This is a genomic window from Pelomonas sp. BJYL3 (assembly GCF_027257975.1).
Classification (GTDB): Bacteria; Pseudomonadota; Gammaproteobacteria; order Burkholderiales; family Burkholderiaceae_C; genus Roseateles_B; species Roseateles_B flavus.
In genome coordinates this window covers 215,950-236,917 of the sequence record NZ_JANZKX010000004.1, presented here as the reverse complement: position 1 = coordinate 236,917, position 20,968 = coordinate 215,950, and the positions used below count along the sequence as shown (strand labels likewise).

Genomic DNA, 20,968 nt, shown 5'->3' with positions numbered 1-20,968 from the left:
CGCCTTCCGAGCGTGACCCCCAGCGCCCTCAGGCACTGGCCTGATGTCCGGCGCCCTGTGCGCCGTCCTGCTCCGGCAGGCGGGGCGCCACCATGAAGCGGTTGCGCCCCGCGTTCTTGGCCTCGTACAGCGCGGTGTCGGCACGGCGCACGACGTCCTCGTACAGGGCGTCGCCCTCGTGGATCTCGGCCACGCCGATGCTCACGGTCACGTAGCCCACGCCCTTGAAGGTCTGCTCGCGCGTCTTCTGGCAGAGCTTGGCGGCCAGCGCCGCGGCGCCCTCCAGGGTGGTGCCCGGCAGCAGGGCGAGGAACTCCTCGCCGCCGAAGCGGCCGACGAAATCGCTGGCCCGCAGCGAAGACTTGATCAGGTCGGCGAACTCCCTCAGCACCGCGTCGCCGGCGGCATGGCCGTGGGCATCGTTGATCAGCTTGAAGTGGTCGATGTCCATCAGCAGCACGCCGTAGGTCTGGCGGTGCCGCACGTAGCGGGTGTACTCCTCGGTCAGGCGGACGTTGAGGTGGCCGCGGTTGTGCAGGCCCGTCAGCGCATCAGTGAGGGCCACGCGTTCCAGCTCGGCATTGGCCTGGCGCAGCTCGGCGGTGCGCTGCTCGACCCGCGCCTCCAGCTCATGCGCATTGCGCTCCAGCTCCTCGCGCTGGTGCGCCAGGCGCTTGTCGCGCCAGTGCAGGGCCTCCAGGAGGTCGTCCATCTCGCGCGTGGCGCCCAGATCCTCGCGGTCCGGGGCGGGCACCGGCTGGCGCCCGCGCAGCAGGGTGGCCAGGTGCTCGATCGGCCGGCTCAGGCCCACGGCGACCAGATAGGCCATCAGCATGATGGCCAGGGCGCCGGCTCCCCACAGCAGCCACAGGCCCTGCGCCAGCTGCTGCGAGGCGGCCAGGAGCTGGGACGTGGGCTGGCGCACCAGCACCGTCCAGCCCAGGTCCTGGCCATGCTCGGCCGCGGGCACGGGCGCCGCCACCAGGTAGTAGTGCTCGTCGCGGAGGTAGTCGTCCACCACCGGCTCGCGCTCCAGCCGCTGCAGCAGCTCATGCGCCGAGCCGTCGAACTCCGCCTCCGGGTAGATCAGCTGGCCGTCGCGCCGGGCGATCATCACCTCCATGCCCTGCGGCAGCACGCCCGAGGCCGCCATGTCCTGCAGCAGGTGGGCGAACCAGCGCCAGTGCACGTGCGCGCCGACCACGCCCAGCGGGCGGCCCCGCGCATCGAGCAGGGGCACGGCGAAGTCCAGCATGCGCGGCGGCTCGCCGGGGTCCAGGGAGCTCAGGTGACGAGCCAGCAGCAAGGCCTCATGCAGATCGCCGATGAAGGGACTGAGGCGGGCGCCCTGGAACCAGGGGCGCGGGGAGACATCCACGCCCTCCAGCACCCCGTCACTGGAGACCAGCACCCGGCCCTGCGGGTCGGCAAAGCCGATCCAGGCGTAGTCGCGGAAGCTCCCCTTGAGCTGGCTGAGCAGGGCGCGCAGCGGCCGGGCGTCGCCGGACGCGGCCAGGGTGACGGGGAGGGTGGCGATGAAGTCCAGCTCGCGCTGGCGCTGGCGCAGCTGCTCCGACAGCTGGGCGGCCACCATGCGTGCGCTGTTCTGCAGGCTGCCCGTGCGCTCCTGCATCACATGGCGTGCGAAGACGACGCCGATGTAGGACTGCATGCTCAGCGCGACGATCACGGCCAGCAGCCCGAAGGTCAGCGCCATGCGCAAGCGCAGGCTGCGCCAGGCGAAGAAGAGCCACATCCCCTCAGATTCCTTGCTTGCTCTGCATCCCCTACAGTCGGACCTTTCCCGATCTCCCAGCAGGAGTGCCCATGAAGACACGCGCCGCCGTGGCCTGGAAAGCCGGCCAGCCCCTCAGCATTGAAACCCTGGATCTTGCCGGACCGAGGGTCGGTGAAGTCTTGATTGAAGTCAAGGCTACGGGCATCTGCCATACGGACTACTACACCCTGTCCGGCGCGGACCCCGAAGGCATCTTCCCCGCCGTGCTGGGACACGAGGGCGCGGGCGTGGTGGTGGACGTCGGCCCCGGCGTCACCACGGTGCGCAAGGACGACCACGTCATTCCGCTCTACACGCCCGAATGCCGGCAGTGCAAGTTCTGCCTCTCGCGCAAGACCAACCTCTGCCAGCTGATCCGCGGCACCCAGGGCAAGGGCCTGATGCCGGATGCGAGCTCACGCTTCTCGCTGGACGGCAAGCCGGTCTTCCACTACATGGGCACCAGCACCTTCAGCAACTACATCGTGGTGCCCGAGATCGCCGTGGCCAAGGTGCGGCCGGACGCGCCCTTCGACAAGATCTGCTACATCGGCTGCGGCGTCACCACCGGCGTGGGCGCGGTGATCTTCACGGCCAAGATGGAGGCGGGCGCCACCGTGGCCGTCTTCGGCCTGGGCGGCATCGGGCTGAACGTGATCCAGGCGGCGAAGATGGTCGGCGCCGACAAGATCATCGGCATCGACATCAACCCCGGCCGCGAGGCCATGGCCCGCCAGTTCGGCATGACCCACTTCATCAACCCCAAGGAAGTGGACAACGTGGTCGACGCCATCGTGCAGCTGACCGACGGCGGCGCCGACTACAGCTTCGAGTGCGTGGGCAACACCCAGCTGATGCGCCAGGCCCTGGAGTGCACGCACAAGGGCTGGGGCCGCAGCATCATCATCGGCGTGGCCGAGGCCGGCGCCGAGATCAGCACCCGGCCCTTCCAGCTGGTCACCGGCCGCAAATGGGAAGGCTCGGCCTTTGGCGGCGCCCGCGGCCGCACCGACGTGCCCAAGATCGTCGACTGGTACATGGAAGGCAAGCTGCGCATCGACGAGCTCATCACCCACCGCCTGAAGCTGGAGGACATCAACGAGGGCTTCGATCTGATGAAGCGCGGCGAGTCCATCCGCTCCGTGGTGATGTACTGAGGCCGGGCGCGCATGAGCCAGACCCTGCGCCTTCTGTCCGAGCACGCCTGCTTTGGCGGCGTGCAGCGCTTCTACGAGCATGCATCCGAGGCCACCGGCACGCCCATGCGCTTCGGCGTCTACCTGCCGCCGCAGGCCGCGCAGGGGCCCTGCCCGGCGGTGGTCTACCTGGCCGGCCTGACCTGCACCGAGGAGACCTTCGCGATCAAGGCCGGAGCCCAGCGCGAGGCGGCGCGCCTGGGCCTCATCCTCGTCTCGCCGGACACCAGCCCGCGCGGCACCGGCATCGACGGGGCTGATGCCCACTGGGACTTCGGCCACGGCGCCGGCTTCTACCTGGACGCCACGCAGGCGCCCTGGTCCGCCCATTTCCGCATGGAGCGCTACATCACCCGTGAGCTGCACGGGCTGCTGTGCGCGCAGCTGCCTATGCGCCCCGATGCCATCGGCCTCATGGGCCATTCCATGGGCGGGCACGGCGCGCTGACGCTGGCGCTGCGGCACCCGGGCCTGTACCGCTCGGTCTCCGCCCTGGCGCCCATCGTGGCGCCCAGCCAGGTGCCCTGGGGCCGCAAGGCCTTCGCAGGCTATCTGGGCCCGGACGAATCGAGCTGGGCCGCCCATGACGCCTGCGCCCTGATCGCTGCCGGTCACCGCCTGCCGCCCCTGCTGGTCGACCAGGGCCTGGCCGACAAGTTCCTGGCCGAGCAGCTGCAGCCCGAGCGCCTGGAGACCGCCTGCCGCGCGGCGGGGCAAGACCTGACCCTGCGCCGCCACGCCGGCTACGACCATGGCTACTACTTCGTGGCCAGCGTCATCGCGGACCACCTGCAGCATCATGCTGTCCGGCTCAAGGTGGGCTGAAGACGGACTGAAGACGGACTGAAGACGGACTGAAGACGGACTGAAGGGCGCGAGCCCCCGCCTTACTGCTTCAGACGCGGCACCGGCAAGACCTGACCCTGCGCATCGCGCGGCGCCGGCAGGTCCAGCATGCGGGCCAGCGTGGGGGCGATGTCGGCCACCGCCACGGGCTGGCGCACTTCGCCCCGGCCCCACCAGGCCGGACCCCAGGCCAGGATGGGCACGTGGGTGTCGTAGCGATAGGGCGAGCCGTGGGTGGTGCCCGTGGTCTTGCTGCTGATCATCCAGCCCGGCTTGACGACGATCTGCAGCGGCGCGGCGGCGTCCGGATGCCAGGACAGGCGCATGCGGCTCAGGACCTCGGGTGCCGGGCCCGTGCCGCTCAGCTGGGCGCGGGTGAGGGCGGCAGCGATGCCGGGCACCTGCTCGGCGGCGTGCGCGGCGCTGGCATAGACGCGGTCGCGGTCCAGCCCCCTGGCCTGGATGCGGGCCTCGTCGAAGAGCATGCCCGTCCCCGACCAGTGCGTGACCCAGGGCCCCTCGCCGAACTCGCGGACCAGGCCTTCGTCGACCGCGCTCATCAGGGTTTTCAGGGGGACGCGGCCGGCATCGCGGCCCTGGGACCGGGCCCACTCGGGGGTGTCCAGGAAGCCATGGTCCGCCGTCAGGACCACCATGTAGCGGTCGCGGCCGACGCGCTCGTCCAGCGTCCGGAAGAAGGCCTGCAGGTAGCGGTCCAGGTGCAGGAAATGGTCGTGCGAGAGGCGCGACTCGGGCCCGAAGGCGTGGTTGATGTAGTCGTGGCTGGACAGGCTGATGCTCAGCAGGTCCGTGGTGTCGTCGGCGCCCAGCTGCTCGCCCTCGATGGCGGCGCGGGCGAAGTCCAGCGTCAGCTCGTCGGCGAAGGGGGAGGGCAGCAGATTGGCCCAGAAGGCCGGCCCCGGCGCACTCATGCCGGCCCCCACCACCGCGGGCAGATGGTTGCCGTTGCCGCCCGTGGACTGCCAGGGCTGACCGTCCGGCACCGAGCGGTCGTAGGCGTGCGGGTCCTTCAGCAGGGGTTCCCAGCTGCGGCCGAAGTAGCGGTCGGCGGGGTGGGCGTCGTTGAAGGTGCGGACCCAGGCGGGCAGCTCGGGCAGGTAGTAGTCGCTGGTGGTGAAGCCGCCGCTGCTCTGCATGTAGAGGTAGGCCGTGCCCTTGTGGCCGGCGGGCAGGATGGCACCGCGGTCCTTGCCCGAGATGCCGATCATCCGGGCCTCAGGATGCAGGGTGCGCAGCACGTCGCCCACGGTCTCGACGCGGTAGTTGCGCGGGCTGGTCCCCACCAGGGCCGGCGTGGCATGGCCGAGGTAGTGGTGCGCGGGATCGTCGGTGTTGTAGCGGTCCTCGCGTGTCTGCGGGTCCACCCATTCATTGCCGATGATGCTGCTGCGCTGCGGATAGGCCCCGCTGAGCATCACCGAATGGCCGGCGGCCGTCACGGTGTAGCCGTGACCGTGGTGCGCTTCGGAGAACCACAGGCCGCGGTCCAGGAAGCGCCGGAAGCCGTCTTCCGCCAGCTGGTCGCGGTAGGCCAGCACCTGCCGCATGGGCAGGCCATCCACCGCCATGAAGACCACCAGGCGCGGCGGCGCCGCGGGCGCGGTCTGCGGCAGCGTGGAGCAGGCCTGGAGCAGGACGAGGGCGCAGGCCGCCGAGAGGCCGGCGAGCGTGCGCGCGAGGGGGCGTGGGTGGCAGTGGGACATGAACCAGGCGGTCAGCAAGACGGGGGAGGGTACGGGAGGGAGGCGAAGTATCCCCCCAGTACCGGGTCGTCGGCCGCGGCGGCGGGGCTTGCCCTGGGTCAAGCCCTCGCTGCGGCGCCGCTGGCCTTCAGCCAGCCCCTGGGACGGTCAATAGTCCGGGTAGCACTGCTTGCTGGGGTTCTGCCAGCTGCACACCCAGCTCCACCTCACCTGGGCCTGCTCGACCATGCCCACGCCGAAGGAGAAGGCCGGCGAGCTCAGGCTCAGGTCCAGGATGGTGCCGGTCTCGGTGGTGGTCGTGGGCTCGCCACCGAACTTGGGCCGGACCTGCACGCCCTGCCCCAGCTTCAGCGTCAGCTGGCTGTTCCCGATCAGATAGGGCAGGTTGTTCTGGATGTACTGGCCCAGCGCGAAGCTGCTGCCATTGGGCAGGGTGATGACCTTGTCCACCGGCACCAGCTTGTTCAGGCCGCTGAGGTAGTTGGCGTTCCGGTCGAACAGCAGGTCGTCCTTGAGGCCGCCCAGCGAGGTCTGGATGGAGGACACCAAGGCTGCATCCTTGCGCGAGGCGATCTGGCCGATGATGTAGTCGCCGACAAAGGGAAGGATCCAGCTGAGGTTGGAGTCGCAGTCGGTGCTGGACGAGACATCGGCGGTGACGCCGGTCTTGTCATCCAGCAGCCGGCCATCCACGCTGCCGTACTGGCCGGTGATGCTGAAGTTGCGCAGGCTCAGGGTGTTGACGCAGTCGTAGCTGATGATGCCCAGCTTGCGGCCGGTGAAGCGCGTGGTGGCGGTGTAGCTCCAGCCGCTCAGATTGATCAGGGTGATGCCCGAGGCCTGCGGCGTGATGGTGACGGTGGGGTCGCCCGAGAGCGTGCCCTTGAGGAAGGTGCCGCCGCTGCCGGCGACCTTGTTGATCATGGCGGTGTTCAGGCCGCTCTCGACCTGCATGGGCACGCGCTTCATGGCCGTGGCCATCTCGGCCAGGGGGCCGTTGCCATAGCGGTTCTCGGCGTAGCTGACGGTGGCGCCGTTGTAGCGGGCCGTGGCGATGTACTGGCTGCTCTGGATGGCGGGAACGATGTCGGCATGGGCGAGCGCAGCGCCGAGGCCAAGTCCGACGAAGAAGAGGGATCGCTTCATGGTGTGCGTAGGAGGTGAGTCAGTGGGGGGGCTTGCCTGGAACTGCTCGGCAGGGCGCGGGCCGGTGAATCAGGGCTCGTGGCTTCGGATGGCGACCACCGGCGTCGAGCTGAGGGGGAGTGTAGAAGCGAAGTTATTACAGAACGAAGTGACCCTGCGGCGCGTAGGCCTGCTGCTGTCCGTTCGGGCAGCGCAGGGGCCAGGTCTTGCCACAGCGGCCGGCGCCAGGGCGCAGCCGGGAGCCCCGGCTGCCCCGGCTGCCAACGCCCCCTCGTCAAGCCAGGGGCGCACTGCGCACGGTGTCACTTCCATCGGCGCATGGCATGGGCTAGCCTGGCGGCGCAGGCATGTGCCTGCTCACTGTGACATCACATGGGTATATCGATCCGATCGACCACTTCCCTTCAACGGCTGGCAGCACTCCCCCTCGCTGCCGCCCTGGCAAGCCTCTCGGCCTGCTACGTCGTGCCCTTGGAGGCACGGCATGCGCACCCTGTTGCGGTGCCCGCCCAGGTGAGCGTCGCGCCACCGGCTCCCGTGACCTTCCCGGTCCGGCTCTACCCCACCAATGCCATGGCCTCGCGCTATGGGATGGTCAGCGCCACGGTGACCAACGACCTGCATGGCAAAGGTGTCTTCAGCACCCAAATCAACGGAGAAGCCTTCACTGGCGAGGCGACACGCAAGGCCGACTCCCAACGCAATGGCCTGGCCAACGGCGCAGGAAACCGCGGCTCCTACCTCTCCTGCACCTACAGCATGAACAGCAGCACCCAAGGGACGGGCCAGTGCCGCCTGTCCGACGGGGCTGAGTTCTCCATGCACATGGGCAACTGAGGCCGGGCCCGGGGCGGATTCAGCCGCCGCCCGGGCCTCCATCGGGACGCCTGCCACCCGGCGCGGGCTGGGCCCGCCGGGTGCGCGGCTTCAAGGCGGCTATCGTGCGACCGGCGAGGTGCACCACTGCTGCTCGCAGGGCACGCCGTCATGGTTGCCGTCCATCTCGGTGCCCGGGCAGTTCTGGAGGAACCAGGTGGCCTCGCCGACTGCGCTGCGCACCACCTTCACGGCCTGCGGCCGGCCATCCCGGCCGAGGTGTGCCGCATCACCGAGGTGCCGCCCTGGCTCATTCGATCACGCCACAGGCCACGCGGGCGCCGCCGCCGCCCAGCGCCATGGGGTGATCCGAATGGTTGTCACCGCCGGCGTGGACCATCACGGAGCGCTGCCGCACGTCCGCCAGCTTCAGCCGTGGTGCCAGGACCGGGCTGGTGGCCGTGCCGTCGGCTGCCACGTAGAGGGGCGGCAGATCGCCCAGATGCCCGTCGCCCCAGGGCTCGCCATGCTTCTTGGCGCCCTGCGGATCCAGGTGGCCGCCGGCCGACAGCGCGGGCACGGGGGCGCCGTCCTTCTCGGCGGGCGCGCAGGACGGCTTTTCGTGGATGTGGAAGCCGTGCAGGCCCGGCTGCAGGCCCGTCAGCGCGGGGTAGAAGGCCAGGCCATGGGGCGTCTCGACGATGCGGACCTGCCCCAGGGCGGCGCCGGGGCCCTGCTTCTCGGCCAGGTGCAGGGGGACCGTCAATTCGGCAGCGGACGCCGCGGTGGCCGACAGGAGCCAGGCGGCGGCGATCAGGGTGTTCTTCATGGGCTGTCTCTCCAGGTGCTGGCCAGCGATCGAGGGCTGGCGATGGTCTGCTGCGCGGCACGCGCAGGGCTTGGCTTGGCTTGAAGCTGGCCCCGATTGTGGACGCGCAGCTTGAGATCCATCAAGCGCCAGTCCTGGGAGTGGGCTTCGCCGGGACGCGGCGAGCGCCGAGCCCCGGCCAGTGGGCGCAGGCCGGGTGCGTCGCCCAGGCGCGCATCAGGTCCGTACCGACTGCAGGGCGCGCTTCTCCTTGGCCTCGATCAGGCGCTGGACGATGGTGCACACCGAGCGGGCCTGCTGCTCGTCGATGTCCACGTTCTCGATCACCGAGCGCTTGAAGCGGATGGCGCACACGGCGCCGCTGTGCTCGACGAAGCCCAGGGTCAGGGTCCGGTTGAGGAAGTAGTAGATCAGGGCCAGGATGAGGCCGACGCCGGTGGTCCCCGCGAAGATGGGGAAGGAGAAGCCGTCACCGGAATGCGCCGCGGGAGCGGCGAAAGAGAAGCCCAGGAAGGCGAAGAGGGCCAGGAAGGAGGCGGCGGCCTTCCAGGGCTTGTGATAGCCGTAGTAGGTGGAGCACACACTCTGCAGAGGCACCATGCGCGACTCGGTGCCGGCCAGCGAGGAGCTGGTGAACTCGACCCGCTCCAGGCCCACGCGAATGGTGGTGGTGGGATCGACGCCCATCAGGGACAGCAGCCAGGCGATCAGGCCGCCCTCACGGCCGGTGATGCTGACGAAGGTGTTGCGGTCGTCGATGGGTTTGGTGTCAGCCCGCCAGGCTTTGATGACAAGTGCGCTCAAGTGGATGTCCTCGTTGAGGTGTTGGATGCAGCGTCAGAGCCCCGTCGAGCCGGCTCCCTCCTGCGGCGTGCGATTGTGCAGCGTCAGGCAAGGCCTGACCCCCGCGGACCGTGATGTATTCACTCCCCCTGATGGGGGTCAGGTCTTGCCAGAGATGCGCCGCCCCGGGGCGCCGGGGCTGCCCCTGACCAGCTGCTCAGGCGCCGGCCCTCTCCGCCCGCAGCGCCAGCTGCGTCCAGACGGCGCCGGCGAAGTCCGCCAGGCCGAACACGACCAGGATGGGGCTGGTCAGCCCCAGGCCGGCGAAGGTGGCGAAGCTGACGAGCACCAGGACCCGCGTGTAGACCGAGGCCTGGAAGAAGGCGCGCGCCTCGCACTTGGCGGCGTAGACGTAGTAGACGCCGATGTTGAAGGCCAGGACGCCGACGACGCGGATCCAGACCTCGGTGGTGGGCGGCATGCCGAAGAGGCCGAGCAGCAGGTTCGGCGCCAGCGCCAGGGCGACGCCCAGGACAATCACGTAGAGGCCGAAGGCTTTGACGCTGAAGGCGGACTTGGACATGCGGGCTCCGGATGGCAGGGGGGTGGCGCAGATTCTTGCAGGATTGGCCTCCGCGGTCACCGAACGCCGCGCGGGCGACGGGGCAGGCGCTGGCGAGGATGGCCTGCTATCGCCAGGCGCCGAGCGAAGGGCAGTGCGGCGGGAGGCCGCCGGATAGTGCCAGACCCAAGCCCAGCACCATCGCCGCGGCCGGGAGCAGAAAGAACAGCAGCTCCTTGCGCTCACGGAACAGTCGATGCCTGGCGAGGGTCAGGCCCGTGGCGCCACTGCAGGTCGCGGTCAGCAGGACGGCCAGCGCATAGTCAGGGCGCAGGAACACATGCAGGCAGAAGGTCGCCAGGGTCGGCACCACGCTGGCGAGAATGCCGCCGCAGACGACCATGTGGTAGCCCCAGACGGCGCTGACGGTGGCGGCACCTGCCATGGCGGGGAAGAACCACCCGGGCAGCGGGGATGGGCGCGAGGCCGCCTGTACGCCGCCTGGCGCGAGCTCGGGCGCCTGCCGCTCGCCGGCGAGCCTGCGGCCTTCACGCCCCGGCATCGCCATCCCCCTGATAAACCACCCTGAAGCACTCGCACGCCACCGGCATGCGCTCATCGAACGTCCGCCCCGCCCGTTCGCACTCCCGGCTGAAGTAGGCGCGGTGTTCCTGCTGCCAGTAGGCCAGGGAGCCGTCGCCCTCGCCCTCGATGGCGGCGAACTCGGCGCTGACCTCGTTGAAGGGGCGCACGTCCACGCTGAGGGTTTCGATGACGCACAGCGGCTGGCCGGCCCAGTTCGTGACGATGCTGAGGTCGCCGGGCCTGGGCAGGCGCTTGCCCTCGGCCTCGAAGGACCAGACGGAGCCGGCGGTGGCGCGCTTGGTGCCTTGCAGCACCAGGGCGGCGAGCTCGTCGGCCAGGGTCTGGCTGTCGCCGAAGTAGAAGGCTTCGTAGAAGCGCTCGTCGAAGCTGGCGTCGGAGGTGCCGGCTTCCGTTTGGAAGGCTCGCCAGAAGTCCAGGAGGTGGGCAAGCAGGTTCATGGCCTTGCTCATGCGGTCAAAGGTGATGGGCGGGCCGGGCTGCCCGGGTGGCAGGGCCCACCCGCCGCCTGCATTGTGAGCCCAGTTCCGGTGGCGAGTCCGGTACGGCCATGTGGGGCAGCGGCCAGGTCGTCCAGTGAGTGCCTCAGCCGGTCCGGCGGAGCGATTCAACGAGGCGTTGCAGGTGGACCAGTCGGTAGTACACGAGCACCTGGGTGCCCACGCTGCACAGCAGACCGAGCAGCCCCAGGAAGTCGGTGCCGATGGCAGCCAGGTTCAAGGCGAAGCGCGAACCCGAGTTCGACAGCGCGAGAAGCCCTTCGACGAAGCTGATCCGGATCACCCAGTAGGCGCCCCAGACCACCAGCAGGGACGTCACGGAGACAGGCACGTACAGGCAGGTGAAGTCCTGCAGGAAGCGGCGGCTCCGCGGACCACCTGCGGCGTCGAGGACCTGCGTGACGCCCAGCACGTTGATGAGCACCAGCGCCGCGGCCTCCAGCAGCGAGGCCATGGACCACAAGGGGGCCGTTGCGATCATCAGGCCCGAGTAGCTGGCGATGAGGTAGATCAGCAGCCCGGCCAGCAGGTACTGGGCCTGGCGCTCCGGGCTCAGGTCGGCACGGCCCAGCTCCTGCGCTGCTGCCCGCGAATTGAAAAGATGGATGGACATGGGTTTCTCAAACTTGCTGGCAGGTCCAGCGACAGTCATGGGCCACGGAAGAAGCGTCGCCGGCGGCCCGCAGCAAACGACGCGGGAGGGTTTGCAGGGGCATAAGGGGCCGATTGTGGGCCACTGCCGCGCTGCAGGAAGGCGGTTCGGAGGGCAGGTCCAGTCCGGCCTCAGGGGTCGATAGACTCCTTCCGGTGCTTGCGGCCCAACAGGGCGTACAGAGCCAGGGCGCCGGCAGCGCCCGCAGCCAGGGCCAGCGGCCAGGATCCGCTGGCGAGGTTTGGCTCGGCCTGTGCGCTGGTGGCCATGGCGGAGGCATTGACTGCCGCATGCAGGGCGATGCAAGGGAGCAGCGAACGGGAGCGCTCGTAGAGCCAGCCCAGCATCAGCCCCAGGAGGAAGGCCAGGAAGAACTGGTAGAGGTTCAGGTGAGCGGCACCGAAGAAGAGCGCCGAATAGGCGATGGCTTGCCCGCGCGGGTACCGCCTCAGGAAGCCTGCCAGCAGGATGCCGCGGAACATCATCTCCTCGAACAGGGGCGCCAGCAGGCAGCCGGCGACGAGGGCCGGGACCGTCGGGGCCAGCATCGAAGCGAAGGCCTGCTGCTCCCAGTTCGACAAGGGAAGGACTTGCTGCAGGGCGCTGATCAGTACGTCGTCCAGTCGGAGCAGGAGCGGTAGCGTCAGCAGCAGAGGGGGCACCAGCAGCACCAGGGTGAGCACCGGGGAGGACGGGCTCGGATGCAGCAGGTGCCGGTAGCTGATGCCCAGTACCTGCGTCAGCAGCGCGACCAGCAAGCCATTGGACAGCACCAGGGCGAGGACGGCGACCTGCTCCTCGCCCAGGCCCAGGATCGACCGGCAGTCGTACAGCAGAACACTGACGAGGTACTGAAAGAGATAGCTGGCCAGCAGGAGCAGGGCGGCCTGCGCCACGCTGGGGAAGGATTTGTCGGACGAGCGCATGGGACGGGAAATGCAGGGGGTCGGTTCAGGGACTCGGCGCCTGCCGTGCGTGCGTCTACCTGGGCTTGATCAGGCGCTGAGCGATGTTGCAGTCAGAGCGCCTGCTGCTTGCCGATGGGTGCGGTGTCGGTCTGCCAGGCTTTGATGCGGAGTGCGCTCATCAGGACGTTCTTGCTGAGGTGAGGGAGGCGGCGTGGGGCGCGGCGGGCAGGCAGCCCTCTTGCGGGGGGCGATTGTGCAACGTCCGGCAAGGACGGGCTCTCTGGCACCATGACCTCCTCATTCCCACGGCTGGGGTCAGGTCTTGCGCCGAGGGGCCGTGAGAGGTGCGCGAGGACGCGCGCCCTCCCGTGTGGCGGCGCGCGGGGCCGCGGCCGTCAGCCAGCGTCGACTACCTGGCCCGATGCCAGGCGGGCGCCGCGGCGCCGGAAGGCCAGGGTGATGAGGGTCGGGAAGATGAAGCCCTTGAGGTAGCTGAGCGGGTGTCGCCCGCGGGTGAACTCGACGGGCAGTTCGCCGAAGTGTGCCCAGTACTGGGTGGCCACCAGGCCGGCGATGCTGATCCACATGCCCCACAGCGCCCGGGGCTTTCCCCACACGACGAGCAGCAGGCTCGACGCGATGGCGGCGCGCAGCAGCCACTGGACCAGGTCGAAAAACGTGGGCGGGTGCTTGTCCAGGTCCAGCAGGGCCTCGCCCAGCATGACGCTGTGATGGAAGATCAGCAGCCCGGCCAACACCAGGATGAGCAGGCGCCTGGCCAGCAGGGCCGGCCCCGAGGAGACGAGAGATGCGAGCGTCATCAGCCGCCTGCCTTTGCGTCGGGTGCCGGGCCATGAGACGGGCGCAGGGATGTCGGCGACCGTGCCCCGGCCAGGCGCCGGCAGCCTGGCGCGGGGTCCGCGGATGATAGGGGCCAGGGATTCAGCAGGCCCCGTGCCGGAAGTCGGGCGCCGCCAGCCGCCACGCCCGCACCGTCGCCGAAGCCGGCCCCATGGGTCTCTCTGCTGACGTCACGCCATGGCATCACGCCCCGATGCCCCCATGGCAAAAGACCCCGCCGAGGCGGGGTCAGGAGGGAGGCAAGGCGGGGGGGCCGCAGGGTCTCAGCCGATCCGCCGGCGGGCGCTCAGGCCCACCCCCGCCAGCGCCAGGGCGGCCAGGGCCAGGCTGCCGGGTTCCGGCACGCGGCCGGGGCTGAGATCCAGCACCAGGTTGTCAATGGCCACGGCATAGGCGGTGTGGCCCCTGAACTCCACGCTCAAAAGGTTGTCGAAGCCCGACAGCAGGTGGGTGGCCCATGCATCGCCGGTGCCCAGCACGGCCGTGACCGTGCCGCCACCCAGCACCGAGCCGATCAGCTCCAGGGTGCCTGCGGGGCCGCCCGTCTCCCAGTTGCCGACGTCGAGGCTCTTGAGCGTGAACGGCGCGCCGCCGGTCAGCTTGATGGAGGTGCCGCTGAAGCAGGTCGAGTCATAGGCGCAGAAGACGAAGGTCGCACTGCCGTTGGAGTTGGAGGCGTTCTTGCCGAAGATGCCGTCGTTGAAATCGCCGGGGTTCAGGTTGGTCAGCGTGTAGCCGCCTTCCGTATGGGGCGTCACGGGGACGATCTGATCGCTGTCGGCGGTCACGCCTTCAAAGCCCATGACCACCGGTGCGGCGCTCGCGAAGGTCGGTACCGCGCCGAGCGCGATGAGGGCTGCGGTGCTGAGGGTTGCAGTGAACTTGCGCATGAGATTCCCCTGATGTCGTGATGGCAGGCCGGAAGGGGCCCCGGGGACGATCAGCAAGGTCCGCGCCAGGAGCGGGCTTCCCGTGACACATCAATCACTTAGTATTTCCGCGGCCGGCAAGGCGCCTCGGAGTGTCAAGGCGGCCGACGGTCGGGGCTCCAGCGCTTGATCCGAAGCTGCGTCGAAGGAGTACTGGACGTGAGCCGCTGCGTGCCGGTCGCTGGGCTCGCCTGCCGCCGTCCTCTTAGGTCGCGTCACCCGCGTCATACAGCACGTCGGTGCGCAGGACGTACTTGAGGCCCGAACGCACCGCTGCCCCCTGGTGGCGCAAGCGGTGGGGAAAGCCCAGCGCCATGCCCCGGACCGGCTTCACCGACTCCCATCCGAACTCCGTGCTGCCCCCCTCGAAGTCGTCGTTGAGGTAGACCATGAAGGTCAGGACGCTCTCGCGGCTGGGGCTCAGCCGCACGGTGCCATCGAGGTGCCAGGTGAACTGCTGGTCCCTGTCATAGCGGTAGTAGCGGAAGCGCTCATTGAACCCGCTGAGCTGCCAGCCATCGAGGACCGCCGGCAGCAGGGGCCTGGCGCGTGAGAAGAGGTGATGTGCGAGGTCGGCGTCATCAAAGACGACCCGGTCATTGTTCCGGGCTTCCTTGTGCAGGCGGTCGCCGTCATCGGTCCGGACCGCCGCCTCTGAATAGCCCATGCGTTCGCTGCGCGAGATGTAGTGGGCGCATTCCTCGGGTGACAGAAAGTCGGCAATGGTGAAGACGCCGGCGCCGAGTCGGTGGAGGTTCATGGGACGGATGGACAGTGACGTTGGCGGGCCATGCTAGCCCAGAGGCATTTGGCATGCCATCCGTCACCGGTGCCGGCGGTCGCCCATCCGACCCTGCGGGGCGCGATGCACCCGGTCTCCCTGCTTGCAGGATGGGAGTGATGGACCCTGACGCAAACGTGCAGAATGCGCTGACCCATTTCGCGTGACGACGAGGAGACACGATGTTCAAGGACGACACCGACTGCACGATCGCCCCCTACTTCAAGATTCATGAGGGCAAGGTCCCGGCATTCAAGGCCTTGAGCCGGCAGCTGGTGGAGATCACCCGCCAGGAGCCTGGGTGCCGGCACTACGCCTTCTCCTTCAGCGGCCTGGACGCCCACTGCCGCGAGGGCTACGTCAACGCGGAGGCCTTGCTCGCGCACCTTCAGAACGTGGGGGAGCTGCTCGGCCAGTTGCTCCAGGTGGCTGAGCTCGTGCGGCTCGAGGTGCACGCCCCGGCGGATGAAGTCGAGAAGCTGCGCGGGCCGATGTCGGCACTGGAGCCGCAGTTCTTCGTCCTGGAGCCGGGCATCCGGCGCGCGGCAATCGGCTGAGTGCCGGCCCGGGCAGGCAAGACCTGACCCCGTGATGCCGGCTCAGGAATCGTCGCGGCCGAATCGCTGCTCGTCCGGCACGCGCCAGGGCCGGCGGTACAGCAGCCGGCCGAGAACGACCAGCATCAGCGCGAACAGTGCGAGGCGGGTCTGGTGCGGCGGCAGCAGGAACTGCGCGGCCATGGCCAGCACGATGAACGCCACCGACTCCCGGGCGGCCACCTTCGGGTAGCGGCGGTCCAGCAGCCGCGCCTGGCAGTGCGGGCAGCGCAGCGCCTGGGACTGGGGCACATACCAGCGGGCCTTGGGCGGCACCAGGGTGAAGTCCGGCCGCGCAAAGGCCTGGCTGCAGGCGGGGCAGCGGTACCTGCCGCGCCGGTGGTCCGCGTCCGGCACGGCGAGCTCGGCCTCGCAGGGCGCACAGACGGCTTCGGGCGAGGGCAGCAGGCGGCCGCAGCGCTCGCAGCGGCAGGCCAGGGAGGCGGCGTCGGGCGGGGGCGGCGGGGGCGTCATGGCATCGAATGCTAAGGCCTCGAGGGCGCGCGCTCCGGCTTGCCTTGCGAAGGGTCCGGGAGCGTGCGGTACTTGCGCCGCCAGGCCTGCAGGGACAGCGGCTGCTCGCTGGCGGCATCGTCGACGAGGATGTCGCCGCTGCCCAGGTGCACCAGGAACACGGTCCACAAGCCCAGGCGGTCGCCCATGTCCAGGTAGACCGAGACCGACCAGTAGCCGCGCCCTCCGAACCGCACCTCGCCGTCCATGGGCATGCCGAAGACGGCGGGCCGCTGATGGCTTGCGGCCCAGGCCCGGTAGTCGGGCAGCCGTTCGACGAGCGCGCTTGCCTGCCCGTAGGCGCGCGACCCTGCCGCCTTGGCGTCGCAGGCCGGCGCTGCCTGCGCCCCGCAGGCGCACGCAAGGACGAGCAGGGCCGCCGCCAGCCACTGGCTGGGGGCGGGCCGGGGTCGCGGCCTCATCCTGCCTGGCGTCTTGCGTACAGCCGTCCCAGCACGAGCAGGACCACGCCGCCGATCAGGAGATAGCGGCCGCTGGCCTTGCGCGCCTCGGGGGGATCGTCGTTGGCATCGGCGAGCACGAGCGGGTCCTCCGGCAGGTAGCGGACCGTCAGCGTCCGGGGCGCCACCTGCCGTTCCATGGCGTGACCCCGCGCCGGGGGAACGCCGACCTGGGTCCTGATCTCGCGCCCCCGTGACGTCCTGAAGCTGACCTGGGCCGTGTACTCCCCGTCCTTCTGAAGCCATCTGCGTTCGTGCGAGCTCAGGGCGATGACCTTGGCCTCGGCCTCCTCACCGTGCTGGCGCAAGGCCTCGTATTTGCTGGCGCTGCGATGGCCGGACACCATCAGAGCGGCGCCGGACAGGATCAGGCCTGCCGCGAAGAGGCGGCTGGCGAAGATGCGGAACATGGAAAGGCCCTCCCAGGGCGAGATCTTGTTGTCGTGAATCGGCGGCGCGATGGTACTGCAGCGGCCGGTCGGGAGCGCTCAGGGGGCGCCCCGGGGAGGGGGCCGAATCAGGCCGGGTTCAGCGCTTCGTCCAGCACTTCCACCCAGTGCCGCACGGGCTGCGGGGTCCCCGACTGCAGATGCTGGATGCAGCCGATATTGCCCGACACCGTGCAGTCCGCCTGCAGCGGCGCCAGGGCGGCGAGCTTGCGGTCGCGCAGCTGGTGGGAGAGCTGGGGCTGCAGCAGGGAGTAGGTCCCGGCAGAGCCACAGCACAGATGGCTTTCGGTGCGCGAGACCTGGATGTCGAAGCCGAGCGCGCGCATCAGGGCCTCCACGCCGCCCTTGAGCTGCTGGCCGTGCTGCAGGGTGCAGGGCGGGTGGTAGGCCAGGCGCGGGCGCTGGGGGGCCGCCGCCTGGGCGCGCTCCAGGGCCTGCTGCAGGGCGCTGACTTCGGGGGCCAGCAGCTCGCTGATGTCCTTGCACAGGGCGCTGATGCGGGCGGCGCGCTCGGCATAGGCCGGGTCGTGGGCCAGCAGGCGGCCGTAGTCCTTGACCATCACGCCGCAGCCGGAGGCGTTCATCACCAGGGCCTCGACCGGCGCGCTGCCGCCCAGGCCCTCGACCAGGGGCCACCAGGCGTCGACGTTGCGGCGCATGTCGTCCAGGCCGCCCGCCTCGTCATGCAGATGGGCGCGGATGGCGCCGCAGCACCCAGCGTCATCGGCCACCATGGTCTGGATGCCGATGGCGTCCAGCACGCGGGCGGTGGCGGCGTTGATGTTGGGCATCAGCGAGGGCTGCACGCAGCCCATCAGCATCAGCATCCTGCGGGGCTGCGTGCGGGTGGGCCACTGGTGGGCGCGCGGGCCGGCCTTGGGCGGCAGCTTCTCGCGCAGGGCCGCCGGCACCAGCGGACGCAGGGCCTGGCCCAGCTTCGCGGCCGCCGGGAAGACGGGCGAGGTCAAGCCCTCACGCAGCAGCCAGTGCACGGCACGCTCGGTGGCAGGCCGGGGCACCTTGCGCTCGACGATCTCGCGGCCGATCTCCAGCAGCTGCCCGTACTGCACGCCCGAGGGGCAGGTGCTCTCGCAATTGCGGCAGGTGAGGCAGCGGTCCAGATGCTCTTGCGTGGCACGGGTGGGCTCGGCGCCCTCCAGCACCTGCTTGATCAGGTAGATGCGGCCGCGCGGGCCGTCCAGCTCGTCGCCCAGCAGCTGGTAGGTGGGGCAGGTGGCGGTGCAGAAGCCGCAGTGCACGCAGCGCCGCAGGATGGCCTCGGCCGCCTCGCCGGCGGCGGTGTTGAGGAACTCGGGGGCGAGGCGGGTCTGCATGGCAAGAGGGGGTCAGAAGTCGGGGTAGAGCCGGCCGCGGTTGAAGATGCCGGAGGGGTCGAAGGCAGTCTTGAGATCGCGGTGGATGCGGGCCAGCGGCGCGCTCAGGGGGCTGAACACGCCCTCGGACTTGTCCAGCGCGCGGAACAGCGTGGCGTGGCCGCCGGCCTGGGCCGCGAGCTCGCGCAGCTGCGCCGCGGGCAGGGGCGTGGTGACCCAGCGCTGGGCGCCGCCCCATTCGATCATCTGCTCGCCGGGGATGCGCAGGCTGGGCGCCGTCTGCGGCAGCGAGAGCCGCCAGAGCTTGGCACCGCCCTGCACCGCACGGCAGGCGCCGACGAAGAACTCGTCGCTGTGGTCGCGCAGGCCGCGCCAGAAGCCGGAGGCCAGGTCCTCGGGGATCAGTTCGCCGCCCAGTTCGCGCCGGGCCGCGGCCACGGCGCGCTCGGCGCCGGCCAGCTCCAGCACCAGGGCGCCGTCCCAGGCGGCGCTCGCGCGCAGGGGCAAAGGGCGGCCGGACCAGCGGTTCATCTGCTGCAGGGCTTCGGCCTCGGGCATGTCGAAGCGCAGGGTGCAGCGCGCCACCGGCAGGGGCAGCACCTTGAGCGAGACCTCGGCGATCACGCCCAGCACGCCCAGGCCGCCGCACATGAGGCGGGGCAGGTCGTAGCCGGCCACGTTCTTCATCACCGTGCCGCCGAAGCTCAGCAGCTCGCCGCGGCCGTTGACCATGGTCAGGCCCAGCACGTGGTCCCGCAACGAGCCCTGCGTGGCGCGCGAGGGGCCGGAGAGGCCCGCCGCCACCATGCCGCCCACGGTGCCGCGGCCGTCGAAGCGGGGGGGCTCGAAGGCCAGGTGCTGGCCCTGGGCGGCCAGCTGCGCTTCCAGCTCGGCCAGCGGCGTCGCGGCCTTGGCCGTCACCACCAGCTCGGTGGGTTCATAGGCGCTGATGCCGCTGAGGCCGGGCAGCTCGCCCAGGTCCAGCAGCTCGCCCCGGGCCTCGCCGCCATAGAACTGCTTGCTGCCCTGGCCCCGGATCTGCAAGACCTGACCCCGGGCCGCGGCCTCGCGGATGCGGGCCTGCAGCAGGCCCAGGTCGGCCGGCGCGATGCGGGGGGAGGGCGTGGCTTGTGCGCTCATTCAGAACCTCGGCAGATCGGGGAAGGCCAGCAGGCCCTTACGGACGTGCATCTTGCCGTATTCCGCACATCGGGCATGGCTGGGGATGAGCTTGCCGGGGTTGAGCAGGCCTTGCGGGTCGAAGGCGGCCTTGAAGTCGCGCATCTGCTGCAGCTCCTCGGGGCTGAACTGCACGCACATGGACGAGAGCTTCTCGATGCCCACGCCATGCTCGCCGGTGATGGTGCCGCCCAGGGCCACGCTGGTCTCCAGGATCTCCGCGCCGAAGCGCTCGCAGCGGTCCAGCTGGTCCGGGTCGTTGGCATCGAAGAGGATGAGCGGGTGCAGGTTGCCGTCGCCCGCATGGAAGACGTTGGCGCAGCGCAGGCCGTACTTCTTCTCCATCTCGGCGATGGCCAGGAGGATGTCCGCCAGGCGCTTGCGCGGAATGGTCGAGTCCATGCACATGTAGTCCGGGCTCAGGCGGCCGGAGGCGGGGAAGGCGTTCTTGCGGCCGCTCCAGAAGCGCAGGCGCTGGGCCTCGTCGGCGCTCACTGAAATCTGCGTGGCGCCGCTGGCGCGCAGCACGGCGCTCATGCGCTCGATCTCCTCCTCGACCTCATCCGGCGTGCCGTCGCTCTCGCACAGCAGGATGGCCTCGGCCGTGAGGTCGTAGCCGGCGTGGACGAAGTCCTCGACCGCGGCGGTCATGGGCTTGTCCATCATCTCCAGGCCCGCGGGGATGATGCCGGCGGCGATGAGGTCGGCCACGGCCTGGCCGGCCTTGCGGATGTCGTCGAAGCTGGCCATGATGCAGCGCGCCAGCACCGGGCGCGGCAGCAGACGCACCGTCACCTCGGTCACCACGGCCAGCATGCCTTCGCTGCCGACCACGGCGGGCAGCAGGTCAAGACCTGGCACGTCCAGGGCCTCGGAGCCGAACACGACGGCCTCGCCGCGCACGGTGAAGCCCTTGACCCGCAGCACGTTGTGCAGGGTCAGGCCGTACTTCAGGCAGTGCACGCCGCCAGAGTTCTCGGCGATGTTGCCGCCGATGGTGCAGGCGATCTGGCTGCTGGGGTCGGGCGCGTAGTAGAGGCCCAGGGGCGCGGCGGCCTCCGAGATCGCCAGGTTGCGCACGCCGCACTGCACGCGGGCGGTGCGGGCGAGGGGGTCGATGTCCAGGATCTCGTTGAGCCGGGCCAGCGAGAGCACCAGGCCGTCCGGATGCGGCAGGGCGCCGCCCGAGAGGCCGGTGCCGGCGCCGCGCGCCACCACGGGGATCTCCAGCTCCAGGCAGCAGCGCAGCACCGCGGCCACCTGCGCCTCGGTCTCGGGCAGGGCCACGGCCAGTGGGCGGGCGCGGTAGGCGGAGAGGCCATCGCACTCGTAGGGCGTGGTCTCTTCCGCCTGCCACAGGAGGGCATGGGCGGGCAGCAGGCCGCGCAGGGCCTGCACCAGGCGGTGCTGGCGCTGGCTGCGCTCGGCCGGGGTGAGCGGGGCGGCGTCGTTCGCGTTCATGGCGTGGGCTTCATGCAAGGGGCGGGGCTCAGCGTCTCACTGTAGCCCCGCCGCGGGTCGCG

General features: G+C 70.1%; 24 protein-coding genes. 4 read left to right on the top strand and 20 right to left on the bottom strand.

Features of this window, described 5'->3' with window-relative positions; translation table 11 throughout:
• Nucleotides 1–28: 28 nt before the first annotated feature.
• Nucleotides 29–1,756, bottom strand: coding sequence for a diguanylate cyclase (locus O9Y01_RS14655; RefSeq protein WP_269632345.1), 1,728 nt, complete (start codon nucleotides 1,754–1,756; stop codon nucleotides 29–31).
• A gap of 71 nt (nucleotides 1,757–1,827) precedes the next feature.
• Between O9Y01_RS14655 and O9Y01_RS14650 the strand changes: the two genes are divergently transcribed.
• Both O9Y01_RS14650 and fghA read left to right on the top strand, forming a co-directional pair.
• The gene (locus O9Y01_RS14650) at nucleotides 1,828–2,934 is read left to right on the top strand and encodes an S-(hydroxymethyl)glutathione dehydrogenase/class III alcohol dehydrogenase (RefSeq protein ID WP_269632344.1); all 1,107 of its coding nucleotides are present in this window, start codon (nucleotides 1,828–1,830) and stop codon (nucleotides 2,932–2,934) included.
• Between the two features lie 12 nt (nucleotides 2,935–2,946).
• Nucleotides 2,947–3,798: an S-formylglutathione hydrolase gene (fghA, locus tag O9Y01_RS14645; protein WP_269632343.1), complete on the top strand. Its 852-nt coding sequence runs from the start codon at nucleotides 2,947–2,949 to the stop codon at nucleotides 3,796–3,798.
• Nucleotides 3,799–3,860: 62 nt separating this feature from the next.
• On the opposite strand, the gene O9Y01_RS14640 is transcribed toward fghA, so the two are convergent.
• Nucleotides 3,861–5,543 carry an alkaline phosphatase family protein gene (locus tag O9Y01_RS14640; protein WP_269632342.1) on the bottom strand — a complete coding sequence of 561 codons (1,683 nt, stop codon included), beginning with the start codon at nucleotides 5,541–5,543 and terminating at the stop codon, nucleotides 3,861–3,863.
• Between the two features lie 147 nt (nucleotides 5,544–5,690).
• Complete coding sequence (locus O9Y01_RS14635; RefSeq protein ID WP_269632341.1) at nucleotides 5,691–6,689, bottom strand: hypothetical protein; 999 nt, start codon at nucleotides 6,687–6,689, stop codon at nucleotides 5,691–5,693.
• Between the two features lie 537 nt (nucleotides 6,690–7,226).
• Here O9Y01_RS14635 and O9Y01_RS14630 point away from each other — a divergent pair.
• Entirely contained in the window at nucleotides 7,227–7,526 is a 300-nt protein-coding gene (locus O9Y01_RS14630; RefSeq protein WP_269632340.1) for a hypothetical protein, read from the top strand.
• 99 nt (nucleotides 7,527–7,625) lie between these two features.
• On the opposite strand, the gene O9Y01_RS14625 is transcribed toward O9Y01_RS14630, so the two are convergent.
• From O9Y01_RS14625 to O9Y01_RS14575, 11 genes are all read right to left on the bottom strand, one after another.
• Nucleotides 7,626–7,748, bottom strand: a complete 123-nt coding sequence (locus O9Y01_RS14625; protein WP_269632339.1) for an excalibur calcium-binding domain-containing protein — start codon at nucleotides 7,746–7,748, stop codon at nucleotides 7,626–7,628.
• Nucleotides 7,749–7,815: 67 nt separating this feature from the next.
• Complete coding sequence (gene sodC / locus O9Y01_RS14620) at nucleotides 7,816–8,334, bottom strand: superoxide dismutase [Cu-Zn] SodC (RefSeq protein WP_269632338.1); 519 nt, start codon at nucleotides 8,332–8,334, stop codon at nucleotides 7,816–7,818.
• A gap of 216 nt (nucleotides 8,335–8,550) precedes the next feature.
• Nucleotides 8,551–9,138 carry a hypothetical protein gene (locus O9Y01_RS14615; protein ID WP_269632337.1) on the bottom strand — a complete coding sequence of 196 codons (588 nt, stop codon included), beginning with the start codon at nucleotides 9,136–9,138 and terminating at the stop codon, nucleotides 8,551–8,553.
• A 196-nt stretch (nucleotides 9,139–9,334) separates the two neighbouring features.
• On the bottom strand, nucleotides 9,335–9,700 hold the full coding sequence (locus O9Y01_RS14610; RefSeq protein WP_269632336.1) for a hypothetical protein: 366 nt from the start codon (nucleotides 9,698–9,700) through the stop codon (nucleotides 9,335–9,337).
• A gap of 106 nt (nucleotides 9,701–9,806) precedes the next feature.
• A complete protein-coding gene (locus O9Y01_RS14605; RefSeq protein ID WP_269632335.1) occupies nucleotides 9,807–10,247 on the bottom strand; it encodes a hypothetical protein in 441 nt (146 codons plus the stop codon).
• Complete coding sequence (locus O9Y01_RS14600) at nucleotides 10,228–10,722, bottom strand: ASCH domain-containing protein (protein ID WP_269632334.1); 495 nt, start codon at nucleotides 10,720–10,722, stop codon at nucleotides 10,228–10,230. The genes O9Y01_RS14605 and O9Y01_RS14600 overlap by 20 nt, the downstream gene beginning before the upstream one ends.
• 145 nt (nucleotides 10,723–10,867) lie before the next feature.
• Complete coding sequence (locus O9Y01_RS14595) at nucleotides 10,868–11,395, bottom strand: hypothetical protein (RefSeq protein ID WP_269632333.1); 528 nt, start codon at nucleotides 11,393–11,395, stop codon at nucleotides 10,868–10,870.
• Between the two features lie 170 nt (nucleotides 11,396–11,565).
• Entirely contained in the window at nucleotides 11,566–12,360 is a 795-nt protein-coding gene (locus O9Y01_RS14590; protein ID WP_269632332.1) for a CPBP family intramembrane glutamic endopeptidase, read from the bottom strand.
• Between the two features lie 377 nt (nucleotides 12,361–12,737).
• Complete coding sequence (locus tag O9Y01_RS14585) at nucleotides 12,738–13,163, bottom strand: hypothetical protein (protein WP_269632331.1); 426 nt, start codon at nucleotides 13,161–13,163, stop codon at nucleotides 12,738–12,740.
• 303 nt (nucleotides 13,164–13,466) lie between these two features.
• Complete coding sequence (locus O9Y01_RS14580) at nucleotides 13,467–14,093, bottom strand: PEP-CTERM sorting domain-containing protein (protein ID WP_269632330.1); 627 nt, start codon at nucleotides 14,091–14,093, stop codon at nucleotides 13,467–13,469.
• A 244-nt stretch (nucleotides 14,094–14,337) separates the two neighbouring features.
• A complete protein-coding gene (locus O9Y01_RS14575; protein ID WP_269632329.1) occupies nucleotides 14,338–14,892 on the bottom strand; it encodes a 2OG-Fe(II) oxygenase in 555 nt (184 codons plus the stop codon).
• A gap of 203 nt (nucleotides 14,893–15,095) precedes the next feature.
• Between O9Y01_RS14575 and O9Y01_RS14570 the strand changes: the two genes are divergently transcribed.
• Entirely contained in the window at nucleotides 15,096–15,470 is a 375-nt protein-coding gene (locus tag O9Y01_RS14570; protein WP_269632328.1) for a putative quinol monooxygenase, read from the top strand.
• A gap of 42 nt (nucleotides 15,471–15,512) precedes the next feature.
• On the opposite strand, the gene O9Y01_RS14565 is transcribed toward O9Y01_RS14570, so the two are convergent.
• The 6 genes from O9Y01_RS14565 to O9Y01_RS14540 all read right to left on the bottom strand — a co-directional run bounded on the left by O9Y01_RS14565 (nucleotide 15,513) and on the right by O9Y01_RS14540 (nucleotide 20,906).
• Nucleotides 15,513–15,983 (bottom strand): hypothetical protein, encoded by a 471-nt coding sequence (locus O9Y01_RS14565; protein WP_269632327.1) that lies wholly within the window; start codon nucleotides 15,981–15,983, stop codon nucleotides 15,513–15,515.
• Nucleotides 15,984–15,994: 11 nt separating this feature from the next.
• Nucleotides 15,995–16,444: a hypothetical protein gene (locus O9Y01_RS14560; RefSeq protein ID WP_269632326.1), complete on the bottom strand. Its 450-nt coding sequence runs from the start codon at nucleotides 16,442–16,444 to the stop codon at nucleotides 15,995–15,997.
• Nucleotides 16,441–16,893: a DUF3592 domain-containing protein gene (locus O9Y01_RS14555; RefSeq protein ID WP_269632325.1), complete on the bottom strand. Its 453-nt coding sequence runs from the start codon at nucleotides 16,891–16,893 to the stop codon at nucleotides 16,441–16,443. The genes O9Y01_RS14560 and O9Y01_RS14555 overlap by 4 nt, the downstream gene beginning before the upstream one ends.
• Before the next feature lie 107 nt (nucleotides 16,894–17,000).
• Nucleotides 17,001–18,266: a glycolate oxidase subunit GlcF gene (gene glcF, locus O9Y01_RS14550; protein ID WP_269632324.1), complete on the bottom strand. Its 1,266-nt coding sequence runs from the start codon at nucleotides 18,264–18,266 to the stop codon at nucleotides 17,001–17,003.
• A 12-nt stretch (nucleotides 18,267–18,278) separates the two neighbouring features.
• Nucleotides 18,279–19,406: a glycolate oxidase subunit GlcE gene (glcE, locus tag O9Y01_RS14545; protein ID WP_269632323.1), complete on the bottom strand. Its 1,128-nt coding sequence runs from the start codon at nucleotides 19,404–19,406 to the stop codon at nucleotides 18,279–18,281.
• Nucleotides 19,407–20,906, bottom strand: a complete 1,500-nt coding sequence (locus O9Y01_RS14540; protein ID WP_269632322.1) for an FAD-linked oxidase C-terminal domain-containing protein — start codon at nucleotides 20,904–20,906, stop codon at nucleotides 19,407–19,409. It lies immediately after the preceding gene.
• Nucleotides 20,907–20,968 lie beyond the last annotated feature (62 nt).